Genomic DNA, 14,890 nt, shown 5'->3' on the forward strand with positions numbered 1-14,890 from the left:
GCAAATACACCTATGGAGCAAACCTCAATTAAAACTCTTGGCGAATTAAAAGCCTCAAATTACATTTCCTTAACAGTAAAAGACGAATTGCGCAAGAACCTTATTCAGCAGCTTCAAAATAAAGATGCTGGGTTTGAGGGTATCGTGGGTTATGATGAAACTGTTATTCCTGAACTTCAGACTGCGATTTTATCCAGACATAATATTCTGCTATTGGGTTTAAGGGGGCAGGCTAAAACACGTATTGCACGTTTAATGGTCAACCTGCTCGATGAATATATCCCTTATATTACGGGAAGTGAAATCTTTGATGATCCTTTGAATCCGATTTCCTGGTTCGGGAAACAAGAAGTTGCTGCCCATGGTGATGCAACGCCGATCAGCTGGCAGCACCGTTCGGATCGCTATACAGAGAAATTAGCTACGCCGGATGTTACTGTAGCCGATTTAATTGGTGATATGGACCCGATTAAAGCCGCTACACTGAAATTAACCTACAACGATGAACGTGTGATCCACTTTGGATTAATCCCAAGAGCACACCGAAGCATTTTCGTAATCAATGAGCTCCCCGATTTACAGGCAAGGATACAGGTGGCATTATTTAACATGCTTCAGGAAAAAGACATTCAGATCAGAGGCTTTAAACTACGTCTTCCATTGGATGTACAATTCGTATTTACAGCAAACCCTGAGGATTATACCAACAGGGGATCAATTGTAACGCCGTTGAAAGACAGGATAGAAAGTCAGATCCTTACCCACTATCCTAAAACTATTGCAATCTCCCGCAAAATTACTTTTCAGGAGGCAAAAATCACTGAAGCACAAAAACTGATCGAAGCCGATGGTTTAGTAAAAGATTTGATTGAGCAGGTTGCTTTCGAAGCCCGTAAGAGTGAATTCATCGATCAAAAATCCGGTGTATCTGCGCGTTTAACGATTTCTGCTTACGAAAACCTGATCAGTACTGCCGAGAGAAGGATGCTGATTAACGGCGAGAAGAAAACTTTCGTGAGACTTGCTGACCTGACTGGAATTATACCAGCAGTAACCGGTAAAATAGAATTGGTTTATGAGGGTGAGCTTGAAGGCCCTGCTAAAGTGGCCAATATCCTGATTGGTAAAGCTATCAAAAGCCTGTTCAACCGCTACTTCCCAGATCCGGAGAAAGCAAAGAAAAGCAAAACGGCGAATCCTTATCAATTGATAACAGATTGGTTCACAGACGGCAATACGCTGGACATTGCTGATAACCTGACTGAATCTCAATATAAGAAAGAGCTGATGCAAGTTGGCGGCCTGAACGAACTCGTTAAACAGTTCCATCCTAAGCTAAGTGCTAATCAAACCCTTTTATTAATGGAGTTTGCCTTACATGGCCTTGCGGAATACTCTCAGTTGAACAAAAAATATTTGAGTGGTGGTTTTGGTTTCTCTGATATGTTTGACAGCTTATTTAATACTGATCCTGAAGAGGATGAAGACGACGATATTGATTTCAATGCCTAGTCTGTTTTAAATTATCTTTTAATATTAAACATAAATAATGGGCCGATTACCCTTTCTTATTGCAGGATGCCTTTTAATCATCGCATTCGATTTTTACTTCGTCAAGGCGATTTTATCTGCTTTCAAAAACTGGAGTGAAAAAGCAAAAATCAGGTTTACCCGCATCTACTGGGGTATAACCATAGTCTTGGTGATTGGCGTTTTTGCTGGCATCTTCTCCAATCTCTTTCTATCTCTGCGCGCAATCATCCTGGTCACTTTTTTCCTGACCACGGCCTGCAAAATCGTGATGCTGCCCTTTCTGCTGGTTGATGACCTGCGCAGACTAGCTATTGCTATATTCAGACGTATCAAAAGATCAGGGAATGACAACACAACTGGCTCAGCTCATCAAACATCCATTAGCAATAAAACTGGTTTAGCCATTGAAGAGCCAATCAGCCGCTCCTCGTTTATTGTCAAAGCCGGACTCGTTGCGGCAGCAATCCCACTGACTTCATTATCCTGGGGTATTATATCAGGTGCTTATGATTACCAGGTCCGTAGAAAAACATTGATCCTCCCTAACTTACCTGCTGCCTTTGACGGGATCACGATGGGACAAATCTCGGACATCCATTCCGGAAGTTTTTACAATAAAACTGCCGTAAAAGGCGGTGTGGAAATGCTGCTTGGTGAAAAACCAGACTTCATCTTCTTCACCGGGGACATCGTCAATGACATGGCCACTGAAATGCGCGATTATCAGGACATCTTCAGTAAAATAAAGGCTCCTCTTGGTGTCTTTTCATCCCTCGGAAATCATGACTACGGCGACTATCATTTTGGTAAAGAGTCATCCCCTGCCAAAGTCAAAAACCTGAAGGACGTAATCAAAACCCACGAACTCATGGGCTGGGATCTCTTAATGAATGAAAACCGCCGATTAAAAATTGATGGTGAGGAAATCGGAATCCTCGGTATCGAGAACTGGGGTATGGGACGTTTCCCAAAATACGGCCGCATGGATCTCGCAGTTCAGAACACCGATGACCTTCCCGTAAAGCTTTTACTCTCACACGACCCTTCACACTGGCGTGCCGAAGTCCTGCCTAAATATCCTCAGATAGATGCCATGTTTAGTGGTCACACCCACGGTATGCAATTTGGCGTACGTACCGAAAAATATCAGTGGAGCCCTATAGAGTATATCTATAAAGAATGGGCAGGATTATATCAGGAACAGAAACAACAACTCTACGTTAACGTGGGCTACGGCTTCCTGGGCTATCCCGGAAGAGTAGGTATCTTACCGGAGATCACCATCTTCACACTGAAAAGAGCCTAAAAAAACAGGCACAAAGAAAACCTGGATCTAATCACTCCTTTCAGGTATGGATGTCGAAAAAAAACAAATACACTAATGTGAGGACATGCGTTCCGAGCCCCTTCAGGCGAAGGCAATGTCGGCCGAACATAGTGTCCTTGTTTTTTTGCGAAGCCAGGAAAACCCTACCCCTGACCCTGATCCGCCTCAATCCAACTCGCATCAGCTCCTCCAACTAAGCTCCCTGCAATCACCTCCCTGCAATTACTTCTCCTCCAATCACCATCCCCCTCCACACTGTTAATAACTCACTAACAACTTAACCCAACCCGTTAAACTTAATTTATTACATTATAAATAAATTAAACGCTATGAAAACTCACTTTATAACCTACGGAGACGATAAATACAGAGAGCAGAGAAAATTCCTCAAACAAACAGCCGTAGATTCCACCTTTTTCGACGAAGTAAAAGCCTATAGCCCATCCACCATAGACCCCATCTTCGCCAAACACTTCAAATCAATACTTGAACAGGGAAAAGGCGGAGGATACTGGATCTGGAAACCCTACCTCATTAAGAGAATATTCGACACCCTTCCGGAAAACGACGTTTTAATCTATGCTGACGCAGGATGTGTCATTAACAAAAGAGGAGCCCAGCGCTACCACGAATACCTGAACCTGCTCACAGCAACCGACACCGGTATACTCGCCTTCGAACTCCCCCACAAAGAAAATGAATATACCAAACAAGAAGTATTTGATTACCTCAAAACACCAGCAGAAATTATCAATTCTAATCAATTGATGGCAACTGTTATCATGCTGAGAAAATGCCACCACACCACACAACTCATAGACAAATGGTACGACACACTATATGAAGCCCCATCCCTGTTTACAGACCAGAAAAACCCCGCCATTCAGCAAAAAACCTTTATAGACCACCGCCATGATCAAAGTATATTCAGTGTACTCAGAAAAACACATGGAGCCCTGATTATACCAGACGAAACACACTTCCTCAATTTTATAGAAGATGGAACAAAGTACCCCTTCTGGGCTGCCAGGTTGCGTGATGACATTTAAACAAAAATAGCGCAGCCCTGTAAACAAGACTGCGCTATCACAAATAACTATTAAAAATTATCCCGCATTAAAACGGTATCCAATACCCCTCACAGTTTGCAACAACTGAGGATTATCAGGATTTAACTCAATCTTCTTTCTTAAACGAACAATATGCATATCAAGCGTACGCGTATTTACATCAGAATTATAACCCCAGACAACCAGCATCAACTCATCACGGTTAATTACCTTATTCGGATTTCTCAGGAAATATAATAAAATCCTGTTCTCTAATATCGTTAACTCGATCTTTCTTCCGCTTCTGTAAAGCGTATGAATATTAGGATGATGCTCCATATCCCCGAAACGGTGGATCTCTGACTTATCATTGTTCAGCAAAAACTTCACCTTACTCTCCAGCATCGCCACCAAAACATCCATATTAAACGGCTTGGTCACATAATCAGACACCCCAAAAGTATAAGCATCGATCTTGTCCACATCCTGCGCCTTAGCAGTCATCATAATAATCAAATTCTCAAAACCCTGCTTACGCACCTCCTGACAAACATCTGATCCCTGCTTACCCGGTAACATCCAGTCCAGCAAAACAATATCAGGCTTTTCATCCATGATAGTTTTTACTGCCAGCTCACCATCACCAGTTTCCAGTACATCATAACCCTCAGACTTTAGTCTGTGTACCACTAAAAACCTTAAATTTTCATCATCCTCAACTATCAGTATTTTAATTCCTTTAGACATATCTTTAATTATTATAAGGCAGTACTATTTTAAACTCTGTTCCTTTATTTACTTTACTCTTTACCGTAATCTCACCCTTCATGAAATTCACCAGTTCCTTACAAAAAGCCAACCCCAAACCAACACTACCATTCTGATTATATTGGTTCTGTATCCGGTAAAACTTCTTAAAGATATTATTAATTTCTGGTGTAGGAATACCTATCCCCTGATCCACAAATCTGAATACAACTTTTCCTTTAATCATTCTCGCTACAATATGCAGCCGCTTATGCTCAGGACGAGAATACTTATACGCATTCTCCGCTAAGTTGTCAAAAAGACTGCCAAGCAACACCGGATCGGTAATAAATGTCCCAAAACCAGTAACCTCGTAAGTGACCACAAAATCAGGATGCTTCAACGTATGTGACTCGATTGTACTCTCAATAAAGTCTACAATATTGATTTCATCATGATTCAACTGAATAGCCCGATTTTCAATTTGCGTGAAAGCCAGTAACTTGTTCATCAGTCCATTTAACTTGTCGGCTTCCTCATCCAGGATCTTACCATACAACTTAAGCTCCCTTTCAGTCAGCGCACTCGCACTTTTAATATTATTACCTGCTATCTTGATCACACTCACAGGTGTTTTAAACTCATGCGTCAGATTATTCACAAAATCGTACTGCAATTTAAACATCTTATGATTAATATTCAGATTTCTGTAAATCAAAACAGTTACCAGAACCAAAATTCCATAGAAAAGTAACATGACCAAAGCAATAGGCATAAAATAACTCAGGATCTCCTGAGCTACAAACGACTTTGCCGAAATAAAATAAAGCTTATAATCTGAAAATGGCCCCGGTAAAGTAATCTCTGTGGCCACATAATCTGTAGACGTATTTAAAGGATCATAAGTAAGCGGCTCAATTCTTATGTTTTGATATAACAGCGGACGCGTATTGATAATCCTGATCTTATAAGGATCAAGATGAAAAGATAACATATCCTGCTGATAAACCGGAGACGGGCTCAGCTGCTGCCTTAACATCTGCTTATAGACCTTTAAATCTTCAAACCCCGGAATATTCAGGTAAGTGATCTTGTTGGAACGGATAATGCTGAAATTCGTAAAAAGCTCTTCCTGACTAGGCACACTCGTGGTATCCAGACTCTCAATGTAAGAAATCAGCTTAATTCCTAAAGCATTAAAATCGTCTCCCCTGCTGAACTTTTTCGTATCATCCCTGGAAAACAATTTGACTGAATCCAAAGGCACTAAATCACCAAACTGATAAATATTTTTAGGGCCAAAAGAGAAATGCCCGGTATTCAGTCCATCCCTGACCGGCGAATTGCCAATCTCAGAATCATAAAAAACCACCTTTGAAACGAAAGGATAGGCGTTAATAATCGTATCGACAAACTTCGATGCCGTCGCAGAATCAAGATAACCATTGTAATAAGAGATTTCAGGGACTTTGTTCTGAAAAAACTCATTGTAAGGCTTAATACTTTCTTCCAGTACCTTTACCTTTTCAGAGACAAACTCATTCTCTATAAATTTCTTACTGAAATTATACGCCAGAAACAGCGACAAGATAAACAGTACAGAGATCAGCACAATGAAGGTGACGATCAGTGAAAAGTTCTTACGATAGCCACTAGTTTTTTCCGGAGCCATATTATTCACCTATTTCCTGGATAAATTTACAGACAAAAATTGCTCCAATGAAGCATATAGCTTCTGACGCATATCCTCACCCTGCGGAGAAAATTCATTATATTCTTTTTCCAGATAAGTCACATTCACATTTCTTTTTTTAAGCTCTTTTACAAACTGAACAGCCTCACCGGAATTGCTCCTTGGATCTTTCGGACTCTGCGCAAGAAACACGGGAACCCTGAATTTATCTGCGTGAAACACCGGAGAAACCTGTCTCATCCGGTCACCCTCTGTTACAGGATTACCGATCACCTCATAGTACATCTGCAAATTGGTCTTCAAAAATGGGGGAATGGACTTCAGGTAACTAAATAAATTTATCACTCCAGAATTAGAGCCGCCGCAAACATACATCCCCGGACTCGAATATAAACTATTTAACGCGATATAACCACCAAATCCAGAACCATAAATAGCGATTTTCCTTGGATTCGCAATTTTATTCTCAATGAGCCATCTTACGCCATCATTAATATCATCTTTGATTTTACCACCCCATTGACCAGATCCTGCAGCCGCAAAAGACTTCCCGTAACCGGATGAGCCTCTATAGTTCACCTGAAACACTGCGTACCCTCTATTTGCAAGGAACTGCACCTCTGCTTTGTAACCCCAGGAGTCTCTGCGTCCCGGGCCATCATGCGGCAAAACAACCACAGGAAGGTTTGAAGACGGTTTATTAATCGGTAAAGTAAGGTACCCCTGTATTTTTAATCCGTCACGTGCGGTATAAGAAACAGGTTTCATTTCGCACATTTCAGCTTCTTTAACGTAAGGATTAAAATCACTTAGTTTTCTGATCGTACCTTTATTGGCGATATATAAGTAATAAGAACCCGGATTCCTATCTGTAAATGTTCTTACAATAAATGTATTCTCTGCTTTATCTCTGTCAATAATTCTGGATTCAGTACCTGGTAATAATTTATCAAGCTTTTCATATAACTTTTTGACAGAAGGGTCCAGATAGTGCTTCTCCTTTTTCCAGGTTTCACAGATTACAAAAGCTATTGTTTTCTTGGATTCTGAATATTGAGCATCCACTACATTCAGCGTATCGTTACTGAAAAGTACTTTGCTTTCTTTCCCCGTCAGACAATTTAATTCTATTAGTGCATTTTTATCTCTGTTGACGTTAGAAATCGCGTAAACAATATTTGGCCTCACGTCCGAAATCGCAATAGGCGTGAAAGTAGTTTTAAAATTATTGGTCACTACAGCTCTGAAGGCCTGGTTTTCAGTTTCCCTGTAGAGTAAAGTCTGGTTTACCCCATCACTGGTAGTGGCCAGGCGTATCTGCCCTTTCGAATCTGTAACCCAGTTGGTAATGTTTCCGGGATTCCTGGCAGCCATGTCCATCTGACCGTCCCTTACATTTAAGCGGTAAACATCAAATACTGTGGAATCTCTTTTATTAGACGAAACCAATAAGAATTTACCATCTATCAGCTGATCTTTGAGAACGTGCATCCTGCTTTTCCCATTGTCACTCAGCTGACGTTCATTTTCTCCGTTTTTATTGATAATAAAAATATCAGATAACCGGTCTGCACCAGCTTTTTCTTTATAATAAACGATTTCATCATTACTCACCCAGAAATAATAATTGATATTCTTTTCGTTCAATTGTGTGATCTGTGAGGATCTGCCAGTAGTCAGATCTTCTACAAATAAGTTTTGCTTTTTACCCTGCAATTTCAAATAAGACATAGTTTTACCGTCCAGAGAAATTGCATAAGAACCCTTATCCTGTGCCTTAAAGAAGTCGGCTACAGGAATAACCCTTACCTGCCTGCTTTGCCGGCAAGCACTAAAAAGGGCTAGAAGAACAATTAATAAATATCTTTTCTTTAGGGTCATAGCATTGTGGTAGCCTGCAAAAATACGCAACGCCATCTGTCTAAACAGGCAATACACTAATATTGTTACCTGAACAGCAATGGAGAGCGACTCAAAATAGGAATATTTTATCGCTGATAAAGAAATGTCCGGTAACATTTAAAATACGGGTAATCCTGGGTGATGGGAAACCACAATTTATTATCTTTATTTTTGATAACAATTTCTTTGCTGTTCAGGTTGATTCAGAACATTATGATCAAAACAATATTGGCAATTATACTTTGCTTTACAGGTTCACTATCATTATTGGCACAAACTAATAATGATAATGAAATGGCGATGCTATATTATCAAAATGGAGATTATCAAAAAGCTTCCATATTACTGGAGAAAATAGCCATCAAAACAAAGAACGAAGCTTATTTAGACCTTTACTTCAATGCCCTTATCAAATCAAAACAATATGAGGTAGCTGATAAAGCGATTAAAAAGCTGATCAAACAAAACCCCGGATCGTCAAAATATCTGACTATACAGGGCCGGATTTATAAGGAAAAAGGAGAACTGGATAATGCGGCAAAGACTTTTGATCAGCTTTTGCATTCCCTTCCTGAAGATGAATCTAAAATAAGAACGCTGGCAAATGATTTATACCAGATAGGCGAATATGATCTGGCTGCGGATGTATTTCTGCAAGCGCGGAAAAATCAGAAGAACAATCAGCTCTTCACTTTTGAACTGTTAAGCATTTATCGTTTCAAAAAGGACAAAAACAAGCTGGGGGAAGAATATTTAAATGCTTTGTCTACCATGCCGCAAATGTTACAGCAGGCTGAGACGGTATTACCATCGGTCTTTGAAACGAATGCCGATTACCAGACACTTCAGAATTCTCTATTCAAAAGGATACAGAAAGATCCGCAAAATGAATCTTACTCAAAGCTGCTGATCTGGCAATTTTTGCAGCAAAAAGAATATGATATGGCACTGCGCCAATTAATTGCACAGGATAAAAGAATTAAGGATGACGGAACTATCTTATTTGAACATGCGCAGATATTTGCCTCTAATAAAGCTTATGATACGGCTATCAAAGCATATACTTATCTAGCATTGAAGGGCAAGGATAGCCCCTATTATCTATCTTCCAAGTTAGCATTGATCGATGCCAGTTATCAAGCGCTTTTATTGGGGAAAAATGAGCAGAAAGATGTGGTAGCACTTGCGGCTCAATATCAGGAGATCCTGGATGAATACGGCAGGAATGCTAAAACACTTTTTGCACTCAGAAAATGGGCAAATCTACAGGCTTATTATCTGAAGGATCTTAAAAAGGCAGAATCCGCATTGGAAGAAGCTATAAAAATTCCGGGTATCGCCAGTGCTGAACTGGCTGAAATGAAACTCGAGCTTGGAGATATTTACAGACTTACACAACAACCTTGGGAGGCCATTTTGATGTATGAGCAGGTCGCTAAGGAGTTTGAAAATCAAAACATAGGAACAGAAGCAAAATACAGATCTGCAAGGTTATCATTTGAACAGGGAAATTTCAGTTATGCTAAATCGCAGGCAGATGTATTAAAGGCTTCAACAGAACAATTGATAGCGAATGATGCGCTAAATCTCAGCCTTTTGATCTCCGACCACCTGGAAACCAAAACGGATACACTGGCGCTTAAAATGTATGCCGCTGCTGAATCATTACAATTCAGAAACCTCCATAAGGAAGCTATAGCCAAAGTGGACAGCATTGCCTTGTTATATCCTAAAAACAGTCTTACTGATGATATTTTGATGTTTAAATCAAACATATATATCAAAAACAGGGATTTCGCTCTTGCTGTGCCTTTGCTTAAAGAATTGATCGGACATCAGCAAAAAGGAAACTGGGCAGATGAAGCGTTGTTTATCCTTGCCGGAATCTATGAAGACCAATTGAACGATCCTGAGCAAGCTAAGACATTATATCAAAAATTGATTGTGGACTTTCCGGGAAGTATGTTTGTAACTGAGGCACGCAAGCATTTCAGGAAATTGAGAGGTGATCCTATGGAATCCTGAATTTATTCCTGTAATTTATAAAATTACACAAACTCTTAATTATATCTTTGTGCCATGTTATTATACAATGTAACCCTGATTATTGAAGAAGCTTCTGCTGCGGCATGGCTGCAATGGATGCAAGAAGAACATATTCCTGAAGTAATGGCTACTGGATTATTCGTTTCCAACAGATTATTAAAAGTAGTCGATTCACCAAATGAAGGTGTAACTTATTGCGCACAATACGTTGTACAGTCAATTGAAGATTATGATGCTTATCAGTTAACGCATGCAAATGCGCTGGCAGCAGAATTAAATAGTCGTTTTAAGGATAAATTCGTTTCTTTCACTACCGTAATGGAATATATAGCCTAATTATGAATATGATACAAACACCTATAGCTGATCTTTTTGTTATCGAACCTAAAGTATGGAAAGATAACCGTGGCTATTTTTACGAGAGTTTTAGTGCGCGCGCATTTGCCGGAGCCGGCATTGAGGCCGACTTTGTACAAGACAATCAATCTTTCTCACAAAAAGGTACTTTGCGTGGTTTACATGCTCAGAAAGCTCCTTTTGCACAAGGAAAACTGGTAAGGGTTATACAGGGTAAGGTACTTGATGTTGCTGTTGATGTCAGGAAAGGATCTGCTACTTATGGTCAGCATTTCAGCATCGTCCTGAGTGGTGAAAACCATAAGCAATTATGGGTTCCGCCAGGGTTCCTTCATGGTTTCTTAACACTTGAAGATGATACTATTTTCACCTACAAAGTGACTAATTATTACGATAAAGAGTCCGAATGTGGTGTAATCTGGAATGATGCAGATCTGAATATCAACTGGAGCGAAGAGCTAACCAAAGAAGAGCTTTTACTTTCTGATAAGGATTTGGTACTTTCTTCTTTTAAAGATTTCGTGAGCCCTTTTTAATTCACGAGTTAATATCATTCTATAAAAAATGGGCATCCGGATAATCCGGATGCCCATTTTTTATAGAATGATAATTATTTTTTGATCAGGTTATACAGTTCATCCAATTTAGGCGACAGTACAATTTCAATCCTGCGGTTCTTGCTTCTTCCTTCCGGAGTAGTATTCAGCTCTAATGGCTGGAATTCACCTTTTCCTGTTGCAGTTAACCTTACACCCGGAACTTTTTCAGTTTCTGTCAGGTAACGCACTACAGAAGTAGAGCGTAATACACTTAAGTCCCAGTTATCCTTAATCTGACCCAGGTTAGTGATTTTCTGTGAATCTGTATGTCCTTCTACTGCAATGATGATCTCCGGCTGCTCTTTTAATACTTTGGCCAGCTGAGCCAATGCCTGTTTTCCTTTTTCATCAATAATAATACTTGCTGAAGGGAATAAGAGTTTATCAGTCAGAGAGACATAAACTTTACCGTTTTTCATTTCTACGGTTAATCCGTTCTTAGAGAATCCAAGCAGTGCCTGTTCTAATTTTTCTTTTAATTGATTAGAGGCTTCGTCACGTTTACGCAACACATCTTCTACTTCTTTAAGGCGTTGTTCACGCTTTTTAAGGTCGTCTGAGAGCTTACTGATCGCCGAGGAACTATTATCCTTTAACTTGGCATAACTGCCGTTTATCGCTTTATATTTACCTTGAAGCTCATTGAGCTGACCATTCAGGTTGGCAGTGTCACGTTGTAATTTAGAAATGGCGCTCTGCAGGTGATCAATGGATTCCTGTGCTCCGCTCCATCCGGTACCTAATGAGTCTTGTTTAGCCAATAAGGCTTTGTACTTTTTTGGCGACAGGACTACACATGAACTGAATGCACTGGCTAATAAACCGATGCTTAAAAACAAAATAACTCTCTTCATAATTATGGTGCTATGGCTCCCCTCAGGAAGCGGACGAATGGGTATATACCTGTAAATGCTTTTTTTAAGTGATTAACCAAGGCAGGTTTTACTAGTTCTGCATCGGTGAGTGGTAAAACAGCAATGAAGCTTTTGAGTTTTAACAGCTCAATATGAGGATGCTCCGGATCATATCCTTTAGGGGCTTTCTTCAGCGTATCATTTTTACTCAGCTCAAACTGGTCTGTAAAACCTTTAGCTTCTATAATTTCAAGAAACTCTGAGGTATTATAATCTATTTCTTCTCTTATTTTTTTAAGCAGCGGAGCCTCTGGCATCCAGTAACCGCCGGCAAAAAAGGAGTTGCCTGGCTGAAGGTGTAAATAGAATTCCGGTCCGTTCCCATTCGAGTTTTTCACAGAGAAGGAAACTCCAAAGTTGTTCTTATAGGGGTCTTTATTTTTACTGAACCGCACATCCCTGTAAATACGCATCACGCATTTCTTAGCTTGTGTTTCGAGTGGAAATTGCGGATCAACGGTCGCAAGAATAGGAATAAGTTCCTCAACAAGGTGAATCACATCAGCCTTTGCTGTTTCATAGACTTCCTTGTTCAGGGCAAACCATTCCCTGTTATTATTTGCTGCTACTGCGCTTAAAAAAGCTAGTGTTTCTGGCTTAATCATGGTCTGTCGTAATAGGCGTTATAACTAATTTTAGGAGAGAGCCAATGTAATAAAATCACGCGGGAATAACGATAGTTAAAGGGTGCAAGAACTAAGCATCCACTAAAAATCACCCCTACATACATCCATAAGGAATCAAATTCCAGGTTACCCCCGGAAAAGACATAGGTTGCAATGCCCACGGCAATCATTTCCATTACATTCATTGCATAGCTTACGTACATAGAGGCATAAAAATAACCTGGCTCTATTTCGTAGCGCTGTCCGCAATGACTGCAAATATCATTTGTACGTTGTAAATCGAAACCATATAAAGTACCGGTAAAGATATCTCCTCTGCGGCAATGCGGACATTTACCGTTTACCAGTGCATATAGCTTGGTCGTTTTCTCCATCTAAGCTGAAAGAGATCAGGAACGCAGCGAGGCTTGTGAACGACGGTATCTTTTATACCACAGGAAGCCTATTGCAGCAATCATCAGGTAAGGAATTGCCATCAGGTATAAAACACCTGTATTCAAGCCTACAGCCTGTGTATTCCCGTTTTGAGTTCCCTGCTCTGCACTAATTGTACACATGGCACATTGTGCAGCAGCTTTCTGCAGACCAGCTCCTGCTGTTACAGCAACCAAAAGAATAAAGAAGATAATAGCTCTTTTCATTGGATTCTATTGTTTACGAAACTTGCAAAAAACAAGTTTCATCAGGTGAATTACTAACTATAGCAAATATAAGATTAAACGAACAATTAAGCCTGACATTACATAAGTCTAATGTAAAAATGCCGGGTTGTTTAAAAATTATAATATGGTGAAATCATCAGGTAGACAATTACCCCGGTAACAGCAACGTATAACCATACCGGGTAAGCCCATCTAACGATCTTACGGTGTCTTTCAATCTGCATGCTGAATCCTCTGAGGAAACTAATCAGGATCAATGGCAATACTATAACGGCCAGCATAATATGGGTAATCAGAATGAAGAAATAAATCATTCTTGTTCCGCTCACTGCTGCCAGTTCAGCTACAGAAAGGACTCCGTTATGATCAATATCTCCATATTTAGTATCCTTTTCATAAAGGTGAAAAAGGATATAAAAGACAAGAAAAATAGCCGACAGCATAAAAGTAATCACATTCGTTACTTTATGTGCCTGTATATTTTTCTTCTTGATAAAGATTAAAGACAGAATCAGTAATACTGCACAGGTCGCATTTATGCCACCAATTAAATGTGGTAATAAGTAAATGAATGATGGTTTTGTTGTTGGTGGAGGTACAATCTTCAAAGCAATAACTACAGCAAGTACTACTGCAGAAACGATCCAGATCAGGCGTAAAAAGAATTTATCGTTAATATTCATGGTGTATATCTTTATTAAGCATCAGATAGCTTACAGGGCAAGCCTACCTTCCGTCTCTTACATTTCTAAGTTCTTCGGCAACGAGAACTTTTATTTCATCATTCAGCTTGGAGAGCGCTTCCTGATTCGTCGCATCATAATAGCCTCTGATACGGTGCTGAGGGTCCAGAAGGACAAATAAATTACTATAAATGAATTTACGTTCTCCTTTTTCAAAATGCTGCTGTGCATCAATATAAAGCCCTTTATTAATCCAGTTATAAACTGCAGTACTATCTCCGGTCAATATATCCCATTTACCGGCTTTTGCTTTTAGTTTCTCCGCATAAGGAAGCAATTTAGCCGGGGCATCTGTTGTCGGATCTATACTCAACCCTATAAAATGAATCAACGGGTTTTTGATATAGGTATTCATATACACGTTCATTGCTTTGTTGGCAAATTCTACGGCATAATTATTCCCGGATGTATAAATCAGGTTCAGCACAATAATCTTTCCTTCGTAATTCTTCCAGCTCACCGTATCTGCCTGCTGGTTAATAAACCGGAAGTCAGGTAATTGATGATAAATGGTATCAGGAATCTGTTTCCCTCTTTTGGAATGGAAAGTAGCGGCTACTTTTTTGGGGCCGAAAAAGGGTAACGGTTTATACCTGTTCTTCCCTTGTTCAACCAGTTCATAATATAAAAATCCCGGTACCGCTAAAATCGATACCAGGATTATTATTTTTTTTATTGAAGAAAACTTCATG

Annotated in this window: 15 protein-coding genes; 6 read left to right on the top strand and 9 right to left on the bottom strand. The window is 39.8% G+C overall.

Annotated features, from left to right (window positions below; all coding sequences use genetic code 11):
• Positions 1-12: 12 nt before the first annotated feature.
• The 3 genes from LY11_RS13525 to LY11_RS13535 all read left to right on the top strand — a co-directional run bounded on the left by LY11_RS13525 (position 13) and on the right by LY11_RS13535 (position 3,909).
• Positions 13-1,512 (top strand): sigma 54-interacting transcriptional regulator, encoded by a 1,500-nt coding sequence (locus LY11_RS13525; protein WP_111634199.1) that lies wholly within the window; start codon positions 13-15, stop codon positions 1,510-1,512.
• A gap of 37 nt (positions 1,513-1,549) precedes the next feature.
• Positions 1,550-2,839, top strand: a complete 1,290-nt coding sequence (locus LY11_RS13530) for a metallophosphoesterase (protein WP_111634200.1) — start codon at positions 1,550-1,552, stop codon at positions 2,837-2,839.
• Positions 2,840-3,189: 350 nt separating this feature from the next.
• The gene (locus LY11_RS13535) at positions 3,190-3,909 is read left to right on the top strand and encodes a hypothetical protein (RefSeq protein ID WP_111634201.1); all 720 of its coding nucleotides are present in this window, start codon (positions 3,190-3,192) and stop codon (positions 3,907-3,909) included.
• Between the two features lie 57 nt (positions 3,910-3,966).
• Here the strand turns inward: LY11_RS13535 and LY11_RS13540 are convergent, their stop codons facing one another.
• Genes LY11_RS13540 through LY11_RS13550 form a run of 3 tightly spaced genes read right to left on the bottom strand, consistent with a single transcriptional unit; the run spans position 3,967 to position 8,368 of the window.
• Positions 3,967-4,656 (bottom strand): response regulator transcription factor, encoded by a 690-nt coding sequence (locus LY11_RS13540; RefSeq protein WP_068403928.1) that lies wholly within the window; start codon positions 4,654-4,656, stop codon positions 3,967-3,969.
• A gap of 4 nt (positions 4,657-4,660) precedes the next feature.
• Positions 4,661-6,328 (bottom strand): sensor histidine kinase, encoded by a 1,668-nt coding sequence (locus tag LY11_RS13545; protein WP_111634202.1) that lies wholly within the window; start codon positions 6,326-6,328, stop codon positions 4,661-4,663.
• A gap of 9 nt (positions 6,329-6,337) precedes the next feature.
• On the bottom strand, positions 6,338-8,368 hold the full coding sequence (locus LY11_RS13550) for a S9 family peptidase (protein WP_245952760.1): 2,031 nt from the start codon (positions 8,366-8,368) through the stop codon (positions 6,338-6,340).
• 96 nt (positions 8,369-8,464) lie between these two features.
• On the opposite strand from LY11_RS13550, the gene LY11_RS13555 reads away from it, so the two are divergent.
• Genes LY11_RS13555 through rfbC form a run of 3 tightly spaced genes read left to right on the top strand, consistent with a single transcriptional unit; the run spans position 8,465 to position 11,190 of the window.
• A complete protein-coding gene (locus LY11_RS13555; protein ID WP_111634248.1) occupies positions 8,465-10,276 on the top strand; it encodes a tetratricopeptide repeat protein in 1,812 nt (603 codons plus the stop codon).
• Positions 10,277-10,330: 54 nt separating this feature from the next.
• Positions 10,331-10,633: a DUF4286 family protein gene (locus LY11_RS13560; protein ID WP_111634203.1), complete on the top strand. Its 303-nt coding sequence runs from the start codon at positions 10,331-10,333 to the stop codon at positions 10,631-10,633.
• A gap of 2 nt (positions 10,634-10,635) precedes the next feature.
• Positions 10,636-11,190, top strand: coding sequence for a dTDP-4-dehydrorhamnose 3,5-epimerase (rfbC, locus tag LY11_RS13565; protein WP_111634204.1), 555 nt, complete (start codon positions 10,636-10,638; stop codon positions 11,188-11,190).
• 74 nt (positions 11,191-11,264) lie between these two features.
• Here rfbC and LY11_RS13570 read toward each other — a convergent pair whose 3' ends face one another.
• The 6 genes from LY11_RS13570 to LY11_RS13595 form a co-directional block, all read right to left on the bottom strand.
• Positions 11,265-12,107: an OmpA/MotB family protein gene (locus LY11_RS13570; protein ID WP_111634205.1), complete on the bottom strand. Its 843-nt coding sequence runs from the start codon at positions 12,105-12,107 to the stop codon at positions 11,265-11,267.
• Positions 12,108-12,109: 2 nt separating this feature from the next.
• Positions 12,110-12,772 carry a DUF2461 domain-containing protein gene (locus tag LY11_RS13575; protein ID WP_111634206.1) on the bottom strand — a complete coding sequence of 221 codons (663 nt, stop codon included), beginning with the start codon at positions 12,770-12,772 and terminating at the stop codon, positions 12,110-12,112.
• Entirely contained in the window at positions 12,769-13,167 is a 399-nt protein-coding gene (locus tag LY11_RS13580) for a DUF983 domain-containing protein (RefSeq protein WP_111634207.1), read from the bottom strand. Before LY11_RS13580 ends, LY11_RS13575 begins: the two co-directional genes overlap by 4 nt.
• A 15-nt stretch (positions 13,168-13,182) precedes the next feature.
• The gene (locus LY11_RS13585) at positions 13,183-13,434 is read right to left on the bottom strand and encodes a hypothetical protein (protein WP_068403944.1); all 252 of its coding nucleotides are present in this window, start codon (positions 13,432-13,434) and stop codon (positions 13,183-13,185) included.
• Positions 13,435-13,565: 131 nt separating this feature from the next.
• Positions 13,566-14,138: a DUF420 domain-containing protein gene (locus tag LY11_RS13590; RefSeq protein WP_317047998.1), complete on the bottom strand. Its 573-nt coding sequence runs from the start codon at positions 14,136-14,138 to the stop codon at positions 13,566-13,568.
• Between the two features lie 43 nt (positions 14,139-14,181).
• Positions 14,182-14,889, bottom strand: a complete 708-nt coding sequence (locus LY11_RS13595) for an SCO family protein (RefSeq protein WP_111634208.1) — start codon at positions 14,887-14,889, stop codon at positions 14,182-14,184.
• Between the last annotated feature and the right edge of the window lies 1 nt (position 14,890).

Origin of the sequence: Pedobacter cryoconitis (genome assembly GCF_003259615.1) — a bacterium.
GTDB classification, from domain to species: Bacteria; Bacteroidota; Bacteroidia; order Sphingobacteriales; family Sphingobacteriaceae; genus Pedobacter; species Pedobacter cryoconitis.

Excerpts from the sequence above, each read along its gene's own strand:
- LY11_RS13525 (WP_111634199.1), top strand. The coding sequence starts at position 13 with ATGGAGCAAACCTCAATTAAAACTCTTGGCGAATTAAAAGCCTCAAAT.
- LY11_RS13530 (WP_111634200.1), top strand. The coding sequence starts at position 1,550 with ATGGGCCGATTACCCTTTCTTATTGCAGGATGCCTTTTAATCATCGCA.
- LY11_RS13535 (WP_111634201.1), top strand. The coding sequence starts at position 3,190 with ATGAAAACTCACTTTATAACCTACGGAGACGATAAATACAGAGAGCAG.
- LY11_RS13540 (WP_068403928.1), bottom strand. The coding sequence starts at position 4,656 with ATGTCTAAAGGAATTAAAATACTGATAGTTGAGGATGATGAAAATTTA.
- LY11_RS13545 (WP_111634202.1), bottom strand. The coding sequence starts at position 6,328 with ATGGCTCCGGAAAAAACTAGTGGCTATCGTAAGAACTTTTCACTGATC.
- LY11_RS13550 (WP_245952760.1), bottom strand. The coding sequence starts at position 8,368 with ATGTTACCGGACATTTCTTTATCAGCGATAAAATATTCCTATTTTGAG.
- LY11_RS13555 (WP_111634248.1), top strand. The coding sequence starts at position 8,465 with ATGATCAAAACAATATTGGCAATTATACTTTGCTTTACAGGTTCACTA.
- LY11_RS13560 (WP_111634203.1), top strand. The coding sequence starts at position 10,331 with ATGTTATTATACAATGTAACCCTGATTATTGAAGAAGCTTCTGCTGCG.
- rfbC (WP_111634204.1), top strand. The coding sequence starts at position 10,636 with ATGAATATGATACAAACACCTATAGCTGATCTTTTTGTTATCGAACCT.
- LY11_RS13570 (WP_111634205.1), bottom strand. The coding sequence starts at position 12,107 with ATGAAGAGAGTTATTTTGTTTTTAAGCATCGGTTTATTAGCCAGTGCA.
- LY11_RS13575 (WP_111634206.1), bottom strand. The coding sequence starts at position 12,772 with ATGATTAAGCCAGAAACACTAGCTTTTTTAAGCGCAGTAGCAGCAAAT.
- LY11_RS13580 (WP_111634207.1), bottom strand. The coding sequence starts at position 13,167 with ATGGAGAAAACGACCAAGCTATATGCACTGGTAAACGGTAAATGTCCG.
- LY11_RS13585 (WP_068403944.1), bottom strand. The coding sequence starts at position 13,434 with ATGAAAAGAGCTATTATCTTCTTTATTCTTTTGGTTGCTGTAACAGCA.
- LY11_RS13590 (WP_317047998.1), bottom strand. The coding sequence starts at position 14,138 with ATGAATATTAACGATAAATTCTTTTTACGCCTGATCTGGATCGTTTCT.
- LY11_RS13595 (WP_111634208.1), bottom strand. The coding sequence starts at position 14,889 with ATGAAGTTTTCTTCAATAAAAAAAATAATAATCCTGGTATCGATTTTA.